Annotated in this window: 17 protein-coding genes and 1 pseudogene; 1 reads left to right on the forward strand and 17 read right to left on the reverse strand. The window is 60.3% G+C overall.

The annotated features are described in order from the left end of the window. Window positions 1-50 precede the first annotated feature (50 nt). The 9 genes from J3489_RS18800 to J3489_RS18840 form a co-directional block, all read right to left on the reverse strand. Window positions 51-779, reverse strand: a complete 729-nt coding sequence (locus J3489_RS18800) for a WbqC family protein (protein ID WP_207000498.1) — start codon at window positions 777-779, stop codon at window positions 51-53. A 66-nt stretch (window positions 780-845) separates the two neighbouring features. Beyond that, complete coding sequence (locus J3489_RS18805) at window positions 846-1,598, reverse strand: polysaccharide deacetylase family protein (protein ID WP_207000499.1); 753 nt, start codon at window positions 1,596-1,598, stop codon at window positions 846-848. Next, window positions 1,595-2,749, reverse strand: coding sequence for a class I SAM-dependent methyltransferase (locus tag J3489_RS18810; RefSeq protein WP_207000500.1), 1,155 nt, complete (start codon window positions 2,747-2,749; stop codon window positions 1,595-1,597). The genes J3489_RS18805 and J3489_RS18810 overlap by 4 nt, the downstream gene beginning before the upstream one ends. Continuing rightward, entirely contained in the window at window positions 2,746-3,831 is a 1,086-nt protein-coding gene (locus J3489_RS18815) for an ATP-grasp domain-containing protein (protein ID WP_207000501.1), read from the reverse strand. The genes J3489_RS18810 and J3489_RS18815 overlap by 4 nt, the downstream gene beginning before the upstream one ends. Window positions 3,832-3,833: 2 nt before the next feature. Continuing rightward, complete coding sequence (locus J3489_RS18820) at window positions 3,834-4,517, reverse strand: metallophosphoesterase family protein (RefSeq protein WP_207000502.1); 684 nt, start codon at window positions 4,515-4,517, stop codon at window positions 3,834-3,836. Then, window positions 4,495-5,418 (reverse strand): NAD-dependent epimerase/dehydratase family protein, encoded by a 924-nt coding sequence (locus tag J3489_RS18825; RefSeq protein WP_242540111.1) that lies wholly within the window; start codon window positions 5,416-5,418, stop codon window positions 4,495-4,497. Before J3489_RS18825 ends, J3489_RS18820 begins: the two co-directional genes overlap by 23 nt. Next, window positions 5,418-7,334, reverse strand: coding sequence for an asparagine synthase (glutamine-hydrolyzing) (gene asnB, locus J3489_RS18830; RefSeq protein WP_242540112.1), 1,917 nt, complete (start codon window positions 7,332-7,334; stop codon window positions 5,418-5,420). Before asnB (J3489_RS18830) ends, J3489_RS18825 begins: the two co-directional genes overlap by 1 nt. 105 nt (window positions 7,335-7,439) lie before the next feature. Next, window positions 7,440-8,600 carry a DegT/DnrJ/EryC1/StrS family aminotransferase gene (locus tag J3489_RS18835; protein ID WP_207000504.1) on the reverse strand — a complete coding sequence of 387 codons (1,161 nt, stop codon included), beginning with the start codon at window positions 8,598-8,600 and terminating at the stop codon, window positions 7,440-7,442. Further along, entirely contained in the window at window positions 8,597-9,574 is a 978-nt protein-coding gene (locus J3489_RS18840; protein ID WP_207000507.1) for an NAD-dependent epimerase/dehydratase family protein, read from the reverse strand. The genes J3489_RS18835 and J3489_RS18840 overlap by 4 nt, the downstream gene beginning before the upstream one ends. 296 nt (window positions 9,575-9,870) lie before the next feature. On the opposite strand from J3489_RS18840, the gene J3489_RS18845 reads away from it, so the two are divergent. Then, on the forward strand, window positions 9,871-10,380 hold the full coding sequence (locus tag J3489_RS18845) for a GNAT family N-acetyltransferase (protein ID WP_207000509.1): 510 nt from the start codon (window positions 9,871-9,873) through the stop codon (window positions 10,378-10,380). Window positions 10,381-10,511: 131 nt separating this feature from the next. Here J3489_RS18845 and J3489_RS18850 read toward each other — a convergent pair whose 3' ends face one another. From J3489_RS18850 to J3489_RS18885, 8 genes and pseudogenes are all read right to left on the reverse strand, one after another. Further along, window positions 10,512-11,402: a class I SAM-dependent methyltransferase gene (locus tag J3489_RS18850; protein ID WP_207000511.1), complete on the reverse strand. Its 891-nt coding sequence runs from the start codon at window positions 11,400-11,402 to the stop codon at window positions 10,512-10,514. An 86-nt stretch (window positions 11,403-11,488) separates the two neighbouring features. After that, window positions 11,489-12,418, reverse strand: coding sequence for a glycosyltransferase family 2 protein (locus J3489_RS18855; protein ID WP_207000513.1), 930 nt, complete (start codon window positions 12,416-12,418; stop codon window positions 11,489-11,491). Next, window positions 12,415-13,746, reverse strand: coding sequence for a glycosyltransferase family 4 protein (locus J3489_RS18860; protein ID WP_207000515.1), 1,332 nt, complete (start codon window positions 13,744-13,746; stop codon window positions 12,415-12,417). The genes J3489_RS18855 and J3489_RS18860 overlap by 4 nt, the downstream gene beginning before the upstream one ends. A gap of 8 nt (window positions 13,747-13,754) precedes the next feature. Further along, window positions 13,755-15,662: an asparagine synthase (glutamine-hydrolyzing) gene (asnB, locus tag J3489_RS18865; RefSeq protein ID WP_207000516.1), complete on the reverse strand. Its 1,908-nt coding sequence runs from the start codon at window positions 15,660-15,662 to the stop codon at window positions 13,755-13,757. A 28-nt stretch (window positions 15,663-15,690) separates the two neighbouring features. After that, entirely contained in the window at window positions 15,691-17,571 is a 1,881-nt protein-coding gene (locus J3489_RS18870) for a polysaccharide biosynthesis protein (protein ID WP_207000518.1), read from the reverse strand. After that, window positions 17,558-18,085: pseudogene (locus J3489_RS18875) on the reverse strand (MraY family glycosyltransferase); the annotation flags it as partial. The pseudogene J3489_RS18875 and the gene J3489_RS18870, both read right to left, overlap by 14 nt. A gap of 67 nt (window positions 18,086-18,152) precedes the next feature. Next, window positions 18,153-19,109 carry a UDP-glucose 4-epimerase family protein gene (locus J3489_RS18880; RefSeq protein ID WP_207000520.1) on the reverse strand — a complete coding sequence of 319 codons (957 nt, stop codon included), beginning with the start codon at window positions 19,107-19,109 and terminating at the stop codon, window positions 18,153-18,155. Further along, window positions 19,106-19,936 (reverse strand): glycosyltransferase family 2 protein, encoded by an 831-nt coding sequence (locus J3489_RS18885; protein ID WP_242540127.1) that lies wholly within the window; start codon window positions 19,934-19,936, stop codon window positions 19,106-19,108. The genes J3489_RS18880 and J3489_RS18885 overlap by 4 nt, the downstream gene beginning before the upstream one ends. Between the last annotated feature and the right edge of the window lie 5 nt (window positions 19,937-19,941).

Below are 19,941 nucleotides of genomic sequence, written 5' to 3' on the forward strand. Positions count from 1 at the left end.
ACGTTTTCCTCGACGCCAAAAGTGTCATTTTTATCAATTTGGCCCAGCTCTCAATGATGCTCGCCCACGTCGAGCATTTTTCGTACACCGTCAACACCGCAGTGCATCAACGCGTCGATCGTCGACAATCCCGGGTGAAACGTCGCACTCTTGCCCTGCTCATACACCGGATGCTTGAAATTCTGATATATCAGTTCGATGCCCGCGTCCCGAAACGCTTCGTCATCCTGGTAGCCTGACGCGCCGCCTCCACACAGATACGCACTGGCGCCGACTGCTTGACACATCCGAATCAGCAATGTTGTCGCGTTGCCTTCGACGTCGAGAGTTGATCCACGTCGCAGCTTCCCGATATTCAACTCAAGTAACGTGCAGACGCCCGTAATCGCGTTGATGTTGTATTCTGCAATGTTGTCGGTGTCGGACAGCACCAGCGGCTCAAGCTTCGGAAATACCTCGGTGAAATGTGGTGCCTTTGAATATTGCATTACGATCGAGCGGTGCAATTTTTCTCTCCACCCCAATTCCCGCGGGCTGAATTGTGAATCGCTGATCAGACGCGTTCCGTGGAACTTTCGGTCGACCGATGCCGTCGCCCAATATGTTCCATTATTGGACAGAAGTTGCACGCGGTTGATCCACGACCCCGCCGTCTTGGGAAACTGGACGTTATCCAACAACAAGAACACGTCAGCTTTTGCAAGCTTGTCGAAATAACCGAGCCAAGGAAAAAAATTTGGCTGGTGAATTGCACATATCGTGCGCCGACGGCCAGACATTTCGCTTCCCTTTTTCCCTAATTGAGTGATGGTTGGTCGGCAGGCCCCCGCCCGTCCAATCAAGCATCAACTTCCGACGTTTTTGCGCCCAAATGCAGCGAGCTGCGTCTCATACAGGTTCCGCACGGCATTCGCGCGACCCTCTATGCAACGCTTCACGCGCTCGTGCGGACTCAGTGGCGCGTCTGTCCACCATTCGGGGTGGGTCAGCACCTGCAGCCGAGCCGGGCTCGCGAGGATAACATCCTCGAGACGCCGGTGCCGCCAGTACCCGTTCGAATCGGAACAATAGTCGATTTCTTGCCTGAAACACGCGGCATACGTATTGACCATACCGGCATAGTGCAATTGGTCGTGGCCAAGCGATCGCGCGTCCGGATTGTGAAACGAGAACGCGTCGACCGGCACGTCGAAATGGTTTGACAGCCACTCGGCTTCGACGCGCAATTGCGACAGGAACGTTTCCTCAGAGACTTCACCGTGATACTCACAGTCGAAGTGCAATCCGATTTCGTGCCCCATGCGCACGATGTCTCGAATACGGTCGCTGATTTCGCGTTCGAAAAGATTGTAGAAGTGCGAGTGCATCCACAGAAAATAGGTCGCTCGCACGCCCTCTTCCTGTTCGATCACCGCCAGTCGGCGCGCCGCATGAACCGACATATCGATATCATGGCGCCAAAGGACGAACGGCTGCTCGTGCTGCGCAAGATCATCTGTATAGCCCCGAAAGGCGTAGCGATCACGCGCGAGCCGTATCAAACGCCGGTAATTCTCTCGCGTGAAATCTGTGTAGTCGGTTTGGGCCGATCCGCTCATGCTCTGTACTCGGCTTCAAAAACGTCAGCCCATCCAAGCGTTGGGATCGAAACACCGGCCTCGCGCAATTTCGTGACGATCGCACTGTGGAAGCTCCGCGTTGCAATAAGCAGGCTTGAGGGCGCGTGCGCAACCAGACTGGAGAAATCCTCAATGGGCACAGGAATGCCAGGAAAGTACTGTCCAGTCAAACGGGGATTATCGTCAAAGAAGCGCAGACGAGAAATCACTGACGGGTCCAGGTTGGACATCAAGTTCATCAAGCGGCCCGGAACATAAAGTCCGACTTCGCCCTCGGCGTCGCTGAACACACCGGCCATGCGCGCGGCGACTGCACCGGCGCGCTCACGAAACTGCCGAAACAGGGTCGCGTCAGGACGGCCGCCATCGGGCTCGATGTGATGGCTTGCCCGGCAGCGTCCATACAGACTGCCGCCAAATCCTGAATTGAATGTCTCCGCGGCGAAGCCGGCCCGTCGCAGGACGCGGGACAGCGTGTATGCCGTGAAGTAGCTCCAGTGTTCGTGCAACAGGCACGATATGTCGCCGTTCAGCAGGTAGGGCTCGCAATCGGGGACAGCAAGATACGCCCCACCGCCATTCCCAAGCTGCGCTGCCACCTGCTGCATGAACTGCACGGGAGCGACGATATGTTCGAGCACGCCGTACGCGATGATGACGTCGAATTTCGAGCTCACGTCCGGATGCGGGAAGAACCCCTGCACGACAGGCACGCCATTGCGGCGCGCGCCATCCTGACCGTGGTCGCCGGGCTCGATTCCCATTACCTCAGCACCCAACTCGCGCAAGCGCGACAACAGATACCCGGTACCGCAGCCGATCTCGAGGACCCGCTTGCCGGCAAAAGAACCCTCGCTGCGCTGCAGAAATGCGAGGAAATCATCCGCGTATTGCCGGCCGATCCCGTCGGCTTCCATCATTCCGGAGATTTCCGAGCCATGCAGGTATCCCGCACTCAATGCCTGATCGACTTCCGGATTCCAGCGCTGACGCACCAGCCCGTCGGCCGGTTCGAATTCCAGTTCGAACGGCAGCGTATCCGGCAACCCTTGCGCCGCATTGGTCGGCGAAGGCTGGCATTTGTAGAAGAACGGCAGATCACCGACCACCCAAGATTCGACCTGACTCATTGATCAGCCCCTTGGCTCCGTTCGAACAAATTCTCGGGCATCAGCACCTCGGCCAGGCCGCGCACGACGCGTCCGGAGCGATACGGGAAACGCGGCGAAACCGCTTCACCCAGCACATGTTTGCGAATCAGCACATCCGGTTCGTTATAGCCGACCATCGCACGCAACGAGGTCGTACCCGAGAAACGCGGATTGATCTCAAACACATAGACCTTGCCGTTTGCGTAACGGCACTGGATGTTGACCGCACCGCGGCAACCGAGCGTCGTCGCCAGCCGTTCGCATGCGGCCGTGACTTCGGGGAACGGCCCCACCTCGCCCTGCGACACCCCGCTGCTGATGGCCAGGATGTCGCCAAAGGCCGGGTTCCCGGTCCGATTCTTCACTCGGATACGGTTGCTCAGACCAGACAGGATCATCCGGCGCACCGCGATCGAGTTCAGCAGCTTGCCGTCCATGTCGCACAGGACCCCGACCGTGTATTCCGAATTGGTGTCGCCGACATACTCCTGCACGATATACGCACCGATCGTCTGGAACAGGCACGTACCCAAAAATTGCAGTTCCGCACGGTCTTGCGCGAGAAAGATATTGTTCGAGCCGCCGCCGCCCACGGACGGCTTGAGCACCGCCGGGAAGAAATCCACGCGGTCGAGGTCCGAGAGTTGTTCGATCGCAATCGTCCTCGGCACGTCAAAGCCGTTGTCGAGCAGCCACGTCGATGTCGCGGCCTTGTCCATGCACAGGTCGATCACGTTCGCCGGATTGATCGGCAGGAAGATGCCTTGAGCGACAATCCGGTCGCGTTGCGCACTCATCGCCTTAAGTTCAGGCTCGCTGCCGTGAAACAAGGCCTTGACGTCATGTTTGGCACAGATCTTCAGGACCTCATCGATATAGCGAGGGTCCGTCGCGGGCGGCAACAGGTAGGGCACGTCGACTTCCGCCAGGCCCATGCTGTACGGATTCATGTCGCCACCGATCACATAGTAAGGTGCGCTCGCCAGACGAAGCGCCTTCAAGATCTGCTCGCCGTGACCGCCACCACCGACGCCGGTCACCATGACTGCAATTTTTTCCATGTCTACTCTTTGTCTGTTTGATGGCCGCGTGACCACACGCTGTAGATAGAAGGGTGCAAATTCGGATAGTGCTGCTGCAGTTGTGTCCGGTCCACGCTCAGACGAACCACCTCGATCGTGCCTTCAGTCACGTCGAAAACTGCGAACGAAGGCCGCCCAACGTCCCGGGGCAGACCGCACGAACCGGTATTGCAGACTTGCACATCTCCGCTGTTTCGAACGAATGCGTGGTGGGTATGTCCCATGAACACCGCATCGAATGGCAACGCCGCGAAACGCGACAGATCGGAGTTGGGGTACACATACTCGGTCAACGGTTGCCATGGCGAACCGTGGACCATCAAAACCCGTTTCGTACCGATCACTTCGCTTGCGTACGGCAGCCAACCCTGCATGTGCTGCAGCAACGAGGCCGGTACCAACTCGCGCTGCGCGCCCAACCGGTAAACCTCGTCCTTGACCTCCGGCAACGGCAGCAGCCCGAGCAGCATCGCCTCGTGATTGCCCATCAGACAATCGGCGTGGACATCGCGCAACCGCTGCGCGCAGGCGAGGCCATCCGGAAAGTAGCCGAAGACGTCCCCGAGGCAGACGATCCGATCGCATTGCCTCGTCGCGATCTCTGCCAGACAGGCTTCCAGCATCGGCAGGTTGCCGTGAATGTCAGAGATGATCGCGAGCCGCATGCCCGTCCTCTCGCAATTGTCTTGCCCACTCATCCACGCCCGTTTCGAGCGCGATCACCGGGCGCCATCCAAGCTGCTGCTCAGCGAGGCTCAAGTCGAAACGCGCGCGCAGGCCGTCCTGAGGATCGTCCCGACCGGTGCCGCAAACCTCGGCACGGCCGTTGGACACGACGCGACTTACCAGCATCGCAAGGTCGCGCATCATGATGGGCCTTCCACCCGAAGCATTGAATACGCCGTTCACGTCGCGACGCGACACTGCACGCACGATCAGGTCTGCAAGATCATCGACGTGCAGGAAGTCTTGTTCACGTGTTCCGGTGCCGAAAAAGCCGAGCGTCTGACCCGCGATTGCTCGCTCGATGAAAAGTCGCAAGACAGTGCGGGTGCGCTGGTCGGTGCCGTAGGGAGCGCAAATGCGCAGTATGGCATGCGATGCGACGCGCTCGACAATCTCCTGCTCGGCCCAAACCTTCCCTTCGATGTAGCCGCCGTACGGAGCCAAGTCGTGCCCCTCGCGGACCGGCGCATCCTCCTGCAATGGCCCATAGACTGCCGTCCCGGAACAATAGATCAACCGGACAGCGTGGGTCGCACAGAAGTTGATGACCGTTTCATCGATCGAGCGATTGATCTGCGCTGCATGTTGCGATTCGACCCCGTCAAATGACTTGGGCAGCGCGGCAGCACAGTGCACGAGCGCCGACAACGGCAATAACGCACGCAATTGGTCAATTGCGCTCGTAGCGCTCAAATCAATCGCGACCGACTTCCCTGCCGCTGCAGAGTCCGCGCTCGGCAGACGCAGCACGTCGACAACCTCAAAACCGTGCCGACTCAGTGCCGCCGACGCATGAGCGCCGACCAATCCCGCCGCTCCGGTGACGACAACGCGCTCCATTATGAAACCGCCTTCGCATATTGACCGGTGCCGTGCTCAAGGAACTGTTCGAGCCACGACTCGACGTTCAGCAACGACCAGATCAGCAAGCGCCGGTTCTTTTCGCCCGACAAATGCTCGCCGACCAGCTTGCGTACGCAGTCCGGATCCATGATCTCGTAGATTCTGGCATCGTCGCGGAGCAGCTTGCGCTTCACGAAGTCGATACTCTCACCCTTGAACCAGCTCGCATCCGGCGCGGAAAAGCCTTGCTTGGCCGCCTTGACCACGTCATCCGGAATGTGGCGCTGCATGACGTCGCGCAGGATCTGCTTGCCGTCGTGCGTGCGTTCGAAGTAGATCTGGCTCTTGTTACCCGGATCGTTTTCGTTGAGCTTGACGACATCCGCGAGGTTGTTCAACTTCAAGCGAACGGGACAGCGCATCGCGAAATCGACCAGATCGTTATCGAGGAACGGCACACGCGACTCGAGTCCGTGCGCCATGCTCAGTTTGTCTTCAACCACCAGCAGGCCATGCAGGAATGTCTTCGCCTCGAAATACAGCGAGTGGTTGATGTAATCCTCGGGCGAATAGAGCTGATCGGCGTGATGCTTGAAGACACCCGCGAAGATATCGCGCGTCCAGACATGCTCGACGTCACTCCAAATTGGGGCAAAGACGCCCCGCAACTCGGAGTTCGGAATCAGCCGCTGCCAGAACTCGTAATACTTGTCCACGTAGTGCGAAAAGTCGTCGTTCACGACAGCGCGATAGTACCGCCACGGATAGCCGCCAAACAGCTCGTCGCCGGCCGCGCCCGACAGGACGACCTTGACGAACTTGGACGCCAGCTTCGCCGCGTAGAAATTTGGATAGCTTTGCCCCACACGCGGCTCTTCAAGATGCCACGCAAGGCGCGGCAGCACGCGCTCCATGTCGCCGGCCTTCAGCACCATCTCGTAGTGTTCGGTACGAAAATGGTACGACATGTACTCGGCCTTGCTGCGTTCGTCGAACGCCAACTCGATACCCGACGCAGAATTCAGGTCGAAGCCGCAAGTAAAAGTCTTGATGTAGGGGTACGACTGCGCGGCGATCGCGGTGATCGACCCCGAATCCATCCCACCGCTCAGGTAGCTGCCGAGTTCTACGTCGGTCACCAGTTGACGATTCACCGCCTGGCGAAACAGCCGATCGAGCTCCTCCCGGTATTCCTCGTCCCGCAGCGGCCGGTCCGGTTCGCGAAAGTCAAAGTCCCAGTACTGCGTGAGCCGCAAGGACGGCCGCGCTGCGCCAAGATCGAGCACGCCGTAATGGCCGGCGGGCAAGATACTGATATCCTCGAGCAGCGTGCCGCTCGAAAAAATGTTCTGAAACGTGAAGTACTCGAGCAACGCAGACTTATCGAGCACGCGACGGAACATCGGTTGTGCGAGGATGGCCTTCTGCTCGGATCCGAAGGCAAACGTACCGCCTTGCATAGCATAGTAGAGCGGCTTCACGCCATAGCGGTCGCGGGCCAGCGTAAGCGTTCGGGCATGGCGATCCCACAACGCGAACGCGAACATCCCGTTGAACCGCGCCAGCGCCTTTTCCACTCCCCACGTGACGACCGCAGCCAGCAGGACCTCGGTATCACTGTGCGAGCGAAAGCGGACGCCGTGCTTTTCCAGTTCGGCGCGCAGTTCCCGATAGTTGTACAGCTCGCCGTTGTAGGTCACGACGTACCGCCCGTCCGCCCACACCATCGGCTGATGGCCGCCCGGCGACAGATCGATGATCGCGAGCCGCCGGTGACCCACGCCGACGTTGCCCTCGACCCAATGGCCTTCGCCGTCGGGCCCGCGATGCGCGATGGCGTCCGTCATGCCCTTCAGTACGTCCAGGGACACGGCTTCGCCGTCAAGATGGATCAAGCCTGTAATGCCACACATACTGTCAAGGGAGCGCGCGACGAACGAGCGCGTCTGTGGCGCCGCCGTACCGACTGGCGCGTTGATGGGGAATGCTGTGCCTGCCCCACGACAGGCGCAGCGCGATCAACGACTCAAACCGAGAATCGCGTCGACGACATACTGGTAGTCGTCCGCCGACATCCGGTTGTGCAAGGGAATCGCCATCGTCAGGTCGTTACAGTCGCGCGCTGCCGGGAAGTCCTCCGGACGATAGCCGAAGCGATCGCTGTAGTAGTTCAGCATGTGGACCGCATGCGTGCCAGGGCGCGTGGCAATACCCATCGCTTGCAGACGCTGCATGATCTCGTTGCGCGGCAGCGGTGCGCGCTGCGGATCGACCCAGGTCACATAGGACTGCCAGCCATGGCGTGCGCCGACCGGTGCTTGCGGCAATCGCAACCATTCAATGCCCGACAGCGCCTCGCGGTAAAACTCGGCCCAACGCGCGCGTTCATCGATGAACGCGTCGAGCTTACCGAGCTGCACGACGCCGACGGCGCCTTGCAGGTCAGTCATCCGGTAGTTGTACCCCAACAGATCGAAATCGGGCAGCAACCAGGGCCGCGGACCATGGTGGCGCTGCTCTTCCGAAATGGTCGCGCCATGATTGCGCATCTGGTTCATACGCTCGGCCAGCTCTGCATCCTGCGTCGTCACCATCCCGCCCTCGCCGGTCGTGACCGACTTGCGCGGATGGAACGAGAACACGCCGACCGTGCCCAGACTGCCGGCCGGGCGGCCTGCCCAAGCCGCGCCTGCGGCACAGGCGGCATCTTCCACGATGGCCACCGAATCGGGCAGGACGGCTCGCAAAGCGTCGATATCGGCGCACAGCCCGAACAGATGGACGGCGATCACCGCACGCGTGCGCGGCGTCACTTTTGCCGCAACCGCCGGAATGTCGAGATTGAAGTTCTCGCGACTCACGTCGACAAATACCGGCGTGGCGCCGCAATACAGGACCGCATTGGCGGTAGCGACCCAGGTGAACGCGGGAACGATCACTTCGTCGCCCGGGCCGATACCGAGCCCTGCCAGCGCAAGATGCAAGCCCGTCGTGCACGACGTGACAGCGAGCGCGTGCGCCACTTGATGACGCTCGGCGAACATTTTCTCGAATGCCGCAACTTTCGGCCCTTGCGTGAGCCAGCCGCTCATCAACGGCTCACGAACGGCCTGCCACTCTTCCTCGCCCGTGCTCGGCAGCGAGATCGCAATGTTGCGCACCGGTTTGCCGACGCTCACTCGTCGCCCCCGTTTTGCTTGCGCCACTCGATCAGCTTCTGCAAGCCTTCACGCAGGTCATACTTGAACGTGAAATCCAGATCGCGTGCTGCCTTCTTCGGACAGCCGATCCGGTTCTGCACGAGGCGGCGCGCGTCGTCCTCGCTATACGGGCGATACTGGACCTTGAGCGGCGATTCGCGCAACTCGAGGATCGTGTCGCACAGTTCCTTGATCGACGTTTGGACGCCGGTGCCGACGTTGTAGAACTCGTCGGTCACGTCGGCCTCCAGCGCCAGCACGTTGCAGCGCGCGACGTCTTCGACGTAGATGAAGTCGTAAGCCTGCGTGCCGTCGCCATTGATGACCGGCGACTCGTTGGCGTCGATCTTGTTCAGCATGATCGGAATCACGCCGGTGTAGGCTGCCGTCTGGTCCTGATGCGGGCCATAGACGTTCATGTACCGCATACCGACGTAGCTCAGGCCGTAACGATCGTGGAACGCATGGCACATCGCTTCGCCTGCGATCTTGCTCGCGCCATAGAAATTCCGGTTGTTGAACGGGTGTTCCTCGGTCATCGGCACTTCGACTGCATCACCGTAGACCGACGCCGACGACGAATACACGAGACGCTTGATGTTGTTCTTCACGCACGCTTCGAGCACGTTGAACGTGCCCTCGATGTTCACGTGGAACGCCGTGCGCGGGAAATCCTTGCAGTGGAGTAGCCACATGGCTGCGAGGTGAATCACACCGTCCATGCCCTGCATCGCATCGTTCAGCAAATCCACATCGCGGATATCGCCGCCGTTCGGGTACAGGCGACAGCGGGGATCCTTCAGGTACTCGGCAATATTGCTCTGTTTGCCGCGCGCGAAGTTGTCGTAAATCACGACCTCGGCGACATCGTGCTTCAGCAGTTCGGCAACGACAAAGCTGCCGATGAACCCGGCGCCGCCGACCACGAGAATTTTTGACCCTGCGAGCTTCATGAGGTACGCGCCCTGGCATTTTCAAGATGAAACCGCGATTTTAGCAGAGTTGGCCTTGGCGCCGAACAGCTAATCCGCCTGCGGCCGAGAATCCGTCCCTATATCTAACCACGGCCGTAGAGCCTGCAGCGCGGTTCCAACGGGGTCCGGGTCTCCTTACTGATTCCAGCATTTCACGCTCCCGTTCAGACGCGGCTGGCCCGGTCGACGCCTGCGACGCTCGCTGGCATGTCGTGCATCAAGCGCTTAGAATGCGGCCTTGGCTCAGCCTTTATTTCCCAGGATCTCGGTAAAACATGCTTCGCGGCACAAAAGTAGTGCTTACGGAAATCCGTCCCGACGACAAGGACGCACTGTTCCGCTGGATCAACGATTCCGAAACGGTGCGCCTCAACGCACCGTACCGTCCGGTCGACTGGACAAGTCACATCGCTTGGTGCGATGGATTAGGCTCCAGCACCTCCCGAGTGATATTCGCCGTTCGCGAACAAGAAACCTCAGAAATCATCGGCACGGTCCAACTTATCGACATTCATCCTGTCCATCGGTCAGCCGAGCTGGTAATCCGGATCGGCGACGAAAGCAATCGTGGCAAGGGCCTCGGCACAGAGGCCGTGAGACTTGCAATCGCCTTTGCTTTCGGGGATCTGAACCTGGTTCGTGTATGGCTGCGCGTTTTTTCGAACAACGGTCGCGCCATCAAGGCCTACCAGAATGCCGGCATGAGCCAGGAAGGTACGTTGAGAAAGGCAGCGTATATCAACGGGGAATGGCTCGACCAAACCATTCTGGCTGTCGTTCGCTAATTCGCCCGGTGGGCCCGGATTGTTTGATTTGGGACTGACGCGGCTATGCGGCATCGAGGACGGCATTCGCCACGCGTGAGGCACGAACCTGTGAGTCCGCGGCACGCGGGGCTGCCCGTAAGCCAGGACTCTTATCGCTTGCGGGCGATGATCGAATAACCGGCCAACTCTTCGTGGTCGGCCCGCTCGATTTCGAGATTAGCATCCGAACACCAGCGCTCAATTTCGTCGAACGTGTGACGGTGCGCGTTCTTGGGTGCGTACCAGTCGAAGTTCACGTGTTGCATCTCGTCGAAGGACCACTCCGGGCGGTAGTACGCCTTGAAGATGTGCCAGTAGAAGAGGCGCTGAAGATTGATCTTGCCGGCCGGGATGCCCAGCACCTCGATCGGCTCGGTAATATCGACTTCAACATTGAGCTCGCCGAGCTGAATGCCGAGCTTCGTGAGTGGGACGAGTGCATCCCAGGCATCGTTGGGCGAGAGCCCCGAGATTTGTTCGCGGATGTAGTCGTCCGTGAATTCGCGAATCGGACCCTTCTTGCGATAGATATACGCGAGCAGCCGTCCGCCCGACTTCAAATGTCGGGCGACGCGCTTGAACGCATGCTCGGTGTTGTCGGTATGGTGAAGGACGCCCTCCGCCAGGATGACATCAAAGTGTTCCTCAGGCAGGTCAAGGTTCGTCATGTCGCCTTGCACGAACGTTCCCTTGAGTCCGCGTTCGGCAAAGCGTTGTTCGGCGACCTTGTACGCGTCGGAAATGTCCACCCCGCAATAGTCGGCTGAAGTCAGCCGCGACCCGAGAAGTTCAAGCGCCGTATAGCCAGCACCGCAACCAACGTCGAGGATCTTGGGGGTAGTCCCGTAATCAGACCACCACGCTGCTCCTTCGACATCGCCATAGTGGCGCAGGTAAAAGTCCTTCATCGCCACCCGCATTGCCTCGGACTCGTAAGTCTCCCGCTTGCCCCATTTGTAGCCAAAAACCTGGGATGTTTGACTTTGATCTTCAGAAATCATACTGATGAACTCCAAATTGCTGTTGTCGATTGCCGGGGGGATTCTAGCCTCCCAGTCTATCCACCAAACGCCAACGTCTGTTGGGCCTACCCCAACAACGCCGCCGCTGCAGTCCTGACGAAACCGTGATCCCGATACCCCTTGGCAAACATCTGCCAAGTCCGTTTCCATAGGCCTTGAAATTCGAGTTCGGCGAAATTGTCGAGCACCACCCTCGCCTGCGGAGCGAGCCCTCCGCTAAAGCGGGCAGACATCGCACGCGCCTGCGCATACCGACGCCTCACTCTCTCCCGCGCTCTGGCGTGCGTCGCCCACCGTCGCATCGACCACGCACCGCCCGCGCCGACTACATTGGCAGCATGCTGTCGATAAAGAACAGTCGCCTCGTCGACAAACACGACCGATCCAAAGCAGGCAGCGACCAGTACAAACCACCAATCATGAAGCGGTGCTTCTGCCGGCACCGGCAACGCCATATCGACCAGTGCCCGATTGCAAAGCATCGTGCAGCCCGTTGCGATATTGCGCACCAGCAGTCTTTCCAGCTTCGCGCCAGCGACGGGATCGAGCCTCATGTGCCTGACAAACGACGGAGCAATCTCGTTGAGCGCATCGTCCACCACTCGCAGATCGGTGTGGACCACTACCGGCACGCCAGCACCAAGCTGCCGTTCGCTATCGACCATCCGGTCCATCGCGAGCTCGAGCTTTTGCGGCAGCCAGACGTCGTCCTGATCGGCAAACGCGACATACGCCGCACCGCACACGCTCGCCGCCGCGGTAAAATTGCCGGCGGCGCCAAGACGCCCTTTGCCGTCCTTCACGACTTCTACCTTGCCGGGAAAGCGCCGAGCGAATGCCTCCACGATTGCACACGTACCGTCCGAGGAACCATCATCCCGCGCCACGAGCCGCCAATCCGCATAGGTCTGCGTCGCTATCGACTCCAGCATGGCGGCCAAGTACCGCTCGCCATTCCACGTGGCGAGCGCGATATCGATGGTTGCGCGCGTCACGATACGCTCTCCTGCCCCTCCAATGCCTTACGTCGATGTGTGCGTACGACATCGGCCAGCAAGTCCGCATAACGCTTGCCCTGCTCCTGGCGCTCATAGGCACTGATCCGGGTCGCACGTCGCGCCAGGGGATCCAAGGCCCCTTCCCTCACAAGACTTCTCAACACCACGCCGATCGCACCGGGATCATCGGGTGCAACGACCCACCCTGCTCCCGTATCACGAACGATGGCCTCCGCTTCCGTCCCGGCAGTCAACGCCAGAATCGGCTTGCCCGCGCCCAAATATTCGAACAGCTTCCCCGTCGCAATACTGCGCTGCCCGACAGCAGTCACGAGCAGCAACACGTCGGCATGACGCTGCAGCGCAAGCGATTCATCTCGCGACACCAGGCCATGCATCAAAACAACCCCTTGGTCGACAAACGGCTGCAGCGACTTCACTTCCTGCTTTGTGTACTCACCGAAAAAATGGAAGAGAAGCCGGCGATCGCCACCCTCGGCGCCAAGCCCGCGTAGCGCTTCAAGCATCGCGTCGATATGCGTGCCTGCACGCGACCGTCCCAAACGACCGGTGTGGACGACGTTGATGCGGTCATGCCTGAAGGCGGCCGGACGCGGCATCGTCTTGCCGCGAAGTTCGTCGGGATCGAAACCATTGGCAATGGTTTCCACCCGAGCGGCCTGGCGCTCCCGATAGTAGTTCGAGATCGGTTCAGAAACCGTCACAACCGCCGCCGCATTTTCGATGATCTGTTCGTCGAGACTTTGAACAAAACGCCCGATACGGGGCAGCTTCAACAAATTCGGATCGAGCGGCTCGAAGACCAAGCCATCACGAAAGTCGACAACCAACGGAATGCCGAAGCGCCGGCTGATAGTCAGCGCAACCTCAATCGTTTCCGTTGGCGGATACGTCGCAACGATGACATCGGGTCGCTGCGCACGCACAAGGCGTTCAGCATTGCGAATGGCATTTCGCCGCCACAGCGTGTAGCGGAAGCCCGTCGCGCCGAAGTATCGCGTGGCCCGCTGCAGGACTCGGTAGAACAGAAAAACCGGCAGCGGCATGCCGTGTCGAGTGATATCGAACGCGCGCACGACGCCATCCGAGCGTTCGGACTCGGCCACTCCAAATTTGCCCCGATGCGTGAGCAAAGTAACGTCCACGCCATATCGAGGCAGGTATTTCTTCAGCGCCGCAATACGCTGCACGCCGCCGTTGTTTTCCGGGAAATAGTGGTAGGCAATGAGCAGCGCATTGATCCTGCCCCCGGCCGAGCCCGCGTCGTTGCCCACTCGCAGTGCCGTCTCAGATTCGTCTTTCATAGGACGCATCAAACCCTGACGTCAAAGCGTTGCAACCAATCGCCGAAGCTGACAAGCCGCCAGGCCGTGAAGCTGAACGGCGTCTGCCCGGCGATCATGCTCTCGAGCAACGACCGCGCGGCGGACGTAATGATCCCGCCGGACACGTCGATCGCGGTTTCCATGGCTCGACGGAACTGGTCCGGCGCCTGCTCTCGCAGCCAGACTTCCTCGGGCGTGACGAAGCCCATCTTGTCCATCCGCATGCGCACGCTTTCGGGCAGGATTCCTTGCATGGCTTCGCGCATGACTCGCTTGGTGACGCCGCGCGACAGCTTGTACTCGTCGGGCAGTCCCAACGCGAATTCCACAAACCGATAGTCGAGAAACGGCAGCCGCGCCTCGACGCCATGCGCCATGGAATTGCGATCTTCCCAGTGCAGGAGCATGGGCAGATTAGAGCGCACAAGTTGCTCGATCGACATCGCGCGCACCGATTCGTGCGCACGTCCATCCCCGAACGGATTGCCCGGGACGGCGCCAAGCCGATCCATGGACAGCCACGACGGTACATTGTGAATCGCACCCGACGTGCGCCGGGCCAGATCCCTTACCGACCGCGGCAGAATCGACTTGCCGATCTGCTTCGCCGCAAAGATGCCGTTGTACCCGTGGTGCGGTCCCGCGGCACGCACTTCTCGAATGAGCTCGAGCCACCGAGTGGACCGGAACAGCGACGCGAAACGCGGCGCAAAGAAGCTGTGGTAGCCGGCGAGCTGTTCATCGGCGCCCTGGCCGTCGAGCATCACCTTGATGCCTTGTTCGCGGGCCAGACCGAAGACGTTCCACTGAGCAAAGATACTCGTCGAGCCGAACGGCTCGTCCTGATGCCAGGTGATCGCCGAGAGCGCGGAAAACAAGTCCTCGAGAGCGGGATAGGTCCGATGGGACAGCACCCCCGTTTCAGCTACGACCGTGTCGATATGCCGGCTCTCGTCGTATTTGCCGATCGTCGAGCAGGCCGAAAACGTGTGCTGCTGATACGCCGCACCGTCCCGCTCCAATTGACGCTTCATCAAGCAGACGATCGAAGACGAGTCCAGGCCGCCCGACAAGCAGGATCCGACGGGCACGTCAGCACGCAGCCGCAAACGTACGGAATCCTCGAGCAGCCCGCGAAGACGATCCGACGCATGCGCAAAGTCGCCGTCGAAGGGCGCCGCGCTCAAGCGATACCATTGCGTCAGCGCAATCATCCGCTCGGACGTGGCCGAACCATTGGATTCGCGCGCGGCTTGTGCCAGGTCCAGCAAAGCGTAGTGCCCCGGGAGCACCTGATAGACGCCATCGAACAGCGTCTCGTGCGTGTGATCGGTGACGCCCCAATTCAGATAGTCATAAGCGCGCTGCCCATTCACGCGCGCGGACCAGCCGGGCAAATCGACGAACTGCTTGATCTCGGAGCCGAACGCGAACATGCCGTCGGCCCTGCGCCAGTAATAAAGCGGCTTGACGCCGAAACGGTCACGGGCGAGAAACAGCGTTCGATCGCGCCGGTCGTAGAGCGCGAACGCCCACATGCCGTTGAAGCGCTCGAGGCATTCGCGGCCCCAAAAGTCGTACGCCGCAAGGATCACTTCCGTATCGGAATGCGAAACGAACCGATACCCTTCCCTTTCCAGCTCCGCTCGCAACTCGATGTGGTTGTAGATCTCGCCGTTGTAGGTAATGACGTATCGCTCGGCGAACTCCATCGGCTGATGCCCGGCGGCCGACAGGTCGACAATCGACAGCCGCCGATGACCCAACGCCACCATCTCATCGCAGTAGACGCCTTCTCCGTCCGGCCCGCGATGGGCGATGCGGTCCATCATCTTCGTGATAAATGCACGCCTTACGTCAAGCGTTGCACCGACCAGGCCTGCAATTCCACACATATATGTCGTTATCCAGGTCGAGCAGATGTCACATCGAAGCGGGGACCGCGGTCCGCGAAGGGACACTCTTCAACGGCGAGGCCGGTTGATATTCGGGCACCCAGCGGCGCAAATCGCGTCGCACTTCGTCGTCGGTCGGCACGCGGCGCTGCATCAGCCAAGGCAGCAATTCTTCGAGCAGGTGATCCGACACTTCGCGCGCTTGCGCGATCCGCAGTTTGGGATGGGGCGTGCGTGTCGTCGTTTCGTCGTCGGCGAGCAATTCTTCGTAGAGCTTCTCGCCCGGTCGCAATTCCGTAAACTCGATCCGGATCTGATCCTCGTTCAAGCCGCACAGCCGAATCAAATCGCGTGCCAAATCGACGATCTTGACCGGCTCTCCCATGTCGAGAATAAAGATTTCTCCGCCGCGCCCCATGCTCGACGCCTGCAGCACCAGCTGCGATGCTTCGGGAATCGTCATGAAAAAACGGGTGATCTCGGGGTGCGTCACCGTCACCGGGCCCCCCTTCGCAATCTGCTGCTGGAACTTCGGGATCACACTTCCCGCGCTGCCGAGCACATTGCCGAAGCGCACGGTCTCGAACTGCGTGCGCTCACTCGTCTGCTGCAGCGATTGGCACACCATCTCGGCCAACCGCTTGCTCGCCCCCATGACGTTGGTCGGGTTCACGGCCTTATCGGTCGAAATCAGCACGAAGTGCCGCACTCCATAGCGGATCGCCGCGCGGGCAACCCGATAGGTGCCGAGCACGTTGTTGCGCGCAGCTTGCCACGCATTGAGCTGCTCCATGAGCGGAACGTGCTTGTAGGCGGCGGCGTGAAACACGATATGCGGCGTGTAGCGCGAGAACACCTGATCGAGCAGCAAGGAGTCTTTAGCGTCGCCGATCACGGGCACCACCGACACTTCGGGATGGCGCTCGTGCAACTCCTCGGTAAGCCGGTAAATGGCGTACTCGGACACGTCGAGCGCCACCAGTTGCGCCGGCGCGAAACGCAAGATCTGACGGCAGAGCTCCGAGCCGATCGAACCGCCTGCGCCCGTCACCATCACGACGCGGCCACGCAGAAGCGCGTCGACGTGCGGAGTATCGATCTTGACTGGATCGCGGCCGAGCAAATCTTCGACATCGATCTGCCGAACCTGCGAAAGGAACGCCTGACCTTGAGCCAGCGCCGTCAGGGCAGGCAGAACCATCGCCTTGACACCGGCACGCACGCACAACGTGGCCGCGCGGCGTTGTTGCTCGACCGACGCGGCAGGCATGGCGATGATCGCGTACTCGGTCTTGAGCGACGCGGCCAATTCCGGCAATTGGCTGATGGTGCCCCACACCTTGTGACCGTAAATCTCGCGACCTTGCTTGGCAGGATCATCATCCAACAGGCCGACGAGGCGCCATTCGCCCGAACGCGACAGTTCCCGGGCAAGCGTCGCGCCTGCATGTCCGGCACCGAGAACGATGACCGGCTTGCCCTGGCCGACGAGGCCGCCGTACCGATAGAACTCCTTGGCCGACCGGTAAAGCGCGCGCGTGCCTCCCATCATGAGGAACAGCATGAACGGCGAAACCAGCAAGACCGAGCGCGGCACAATCGGCGAGGGCTGGACCAGCACTGCAAGGACCGTGACGAGCACCGCGCCCGACATGATCGCCTTGGAAATACGCATGAGGTCAGGCAGGCTCGCAAACACCCACATGCCGCGATAGAGGCCGAAGATGCGAAACATAAGCGCATAAATCGGCAGAACCCAAAGCAGCGCCCTTAACGCGCCACCCCAGAATTCCATCGGCACGGCTGCATTGAAGCGAATCACATAGGCAATCAGCCACGCAGCCGTAACCGCGCAAATATCGAACAGGAAAGCACTGAGGGAGAGCCACGAGGCTTTATTGCGAAGCATCAGCATCAACCTCGGTTTGTCTCGAAAGAGTTGTTTGAAAAAAGCGCCACCGTCGATCGATTCCGGCACCAACCAGCATAAGCACGACAGCCCATGCCGCAACGGCGCTCCACTGAACAGCAACAGGCCGACTACGTGCCCAAACCGCAATTATGATGCCGGCCAGCATAACTGCATACTAAAATAGTGCCGTACCAGCATGGCCTACGCCAAGGCGCACCATGCGCCGATAATAGTGTTCGCGGTGGGCTTGCCAAAACTTTTCGCCGCGAAGCAGGCGTTTGGCCAACGTGACAGAGGCGTCGCCAATGAAAGGGGCGAATACCATAGCGGGATACCAGATGGGCCAGGCGTGGCTACGCCACCCCCAGTAACCGAACGCGCCCACCAGAAAGCCGATTGAAATGGATCCGGCGTCGCCGAGAAAGACCTTGGCGGTGGCGAGCCGCCACGCGAGCCCGGTCTTCAGCAAAAGGCCCACGATCGCGGCACAGACCAAGGCCGCGCCCAAGGCGAAAAGCCCGGCGACATATGGCGAAGTATGCGCGTGAATCTGCATGGGTTGCGCGGAAATCCCGTTCCTAGTGGACCGACCGATACCAGCGAGCTGTCGCCGCCAGTCCGTCGTCCGTCGAGTACGGAGGCCGCCAGTCAAGCGTCGTGCCAAGACGTGATGCGTCCACTCTCAAATTGCCCGTCAGGCGCTCGACCTGCGCAGAACGACCGAGCAGTCGTCCGGCCAGGCGCAGCAAACGAGGCGACACCGGCAGCAGACGAGCACGCTTGTGAAGGTGCCGTCCGATGCGCTCGAGCAGTTCGGCAATCGTCAAAGCGTCATCATCGGCGATATGGAAGCATCCGTTCGCCGCTCGCGGGTCCGTCGCGCAACGCATCAGCCCATCGGCCAGATTGCCCACGTAAACAAGGCTGCGACGTGCACCGATCGCACCCAATGGCAGCGGCACGCCCCGCCACACTGCATTCACCAAGCTCAGGAAGTTGGCGCGCACTTCTGGTCCGTAGACAAGCGGGGGACGCACGATGACGACGTCCAGGCCGGACTCCTCACCGAAACGGCGCAGCGCTTCCTCGGCTGCCAGCTTGGAGCGGCCATACGCGTCCTCCGGTGCTGCAGGGTCCGTTTCGCGCAATGGCCGTCCCGAGTCGTTCTCGGCCACCGCCTTGATGCTGCTCACGTACACGAAACGCCTGACGCCGCGCCGGCGAGCCGCCTCGGCCACGCGCAACGTGCCGTCCACGTTGGCCGAGCGAAAAGCCGCCTCCGGATCGGGCGCTTCGTCCTTCATCACATGCACGCGCGCCGCAAGGTGGATCACGCAATCGGCCTCCGTCCCGTCCGGCCAGGCCTGCACCAGCCCGTCGAAATCCTTGCCCGAATGGACCCACTCCGACACGCCTGCAATGCAGCCGCCCGAACGCCGCACCAGCCCCGTCACCGAGTGGCCGTTCTCGAGCAACACTCGGCACAGTGCATGTCCGACAAATCCGTTGGCGCCCGTGACGACGATACGGCTCATAACCACTTCCAGCCGAACCGGTTGAAAAAGCGAAACGCCGAAGCCACGAACATCTTGATATGCGCCCTGCCTTTCTTTGCCGCCCCACCCCCATGATGGATCACGCGCACGGTCGGCACATACGCGATACGCGCCACTTCGTGGGTTCGCAGGCTCAAATCGTAGTCTTCGAAATACAGAAAATAGCGCGAATCGAAACCGTCGAGCTTTTTCAACACGTCCGTTCTGAACAGCATGAAACAGCCGCTGACGATAGGCGGGTCCCACACAATATCGCGCTCGTTAATCACGTTACGCATTTCGTAACGAGCGAGGCGATATTCGAATAATTTTCGAAGATTGCCAGGCAAAAATCCGCGGACAAACAAGTCCAGCAGCGTCGGATAGCGGCGGCACAGGTACTGGATACGACCGTCATCACCTCCGATGTGTGGCGTCAGCAAGCCCGCATCCGGGTGGCGGTCGATGAAGTCGAAGGCGCGAGCCAGCGACTCGCCATCGAGGTCGATGTCGGGATTCAATACCAGATGGTATCGACTGTCGGCCTGCGAGATGGCGATATTGTGGCCTCTCCCGTAACCGACATTGCCGTGTCCGCTTAGCCTGACGCAGGCAATGTCGTGACGGCGCAGCAACTCGACGCTCGTCGACAGATCCGGCATCCCGCCGTTGTCCACGAGGTAGACGCGCGCCGTCAATTCGCTTCGCCGCGCACGCGCCGTCGTGATCGCAACCTGCAAGCTCGAAAGCGTGCGCCGAAGCTCTTCGATGTCCGGCCGGTAGACCACGATGGACACGGAGAGATCTTCGAACGTGGGCTGCGACATGCTTT

Source organism: Trinickia mobilis, from assembly GCF_017315705.1.
GTDB classification, from domain to species: domain Bacteria; phylum Pseudomonadota; class Gammaproteobacteria; order Burkholderiales; family Burkholderiaceae; genus Trinickia_A; species Trinickia_A mobilis.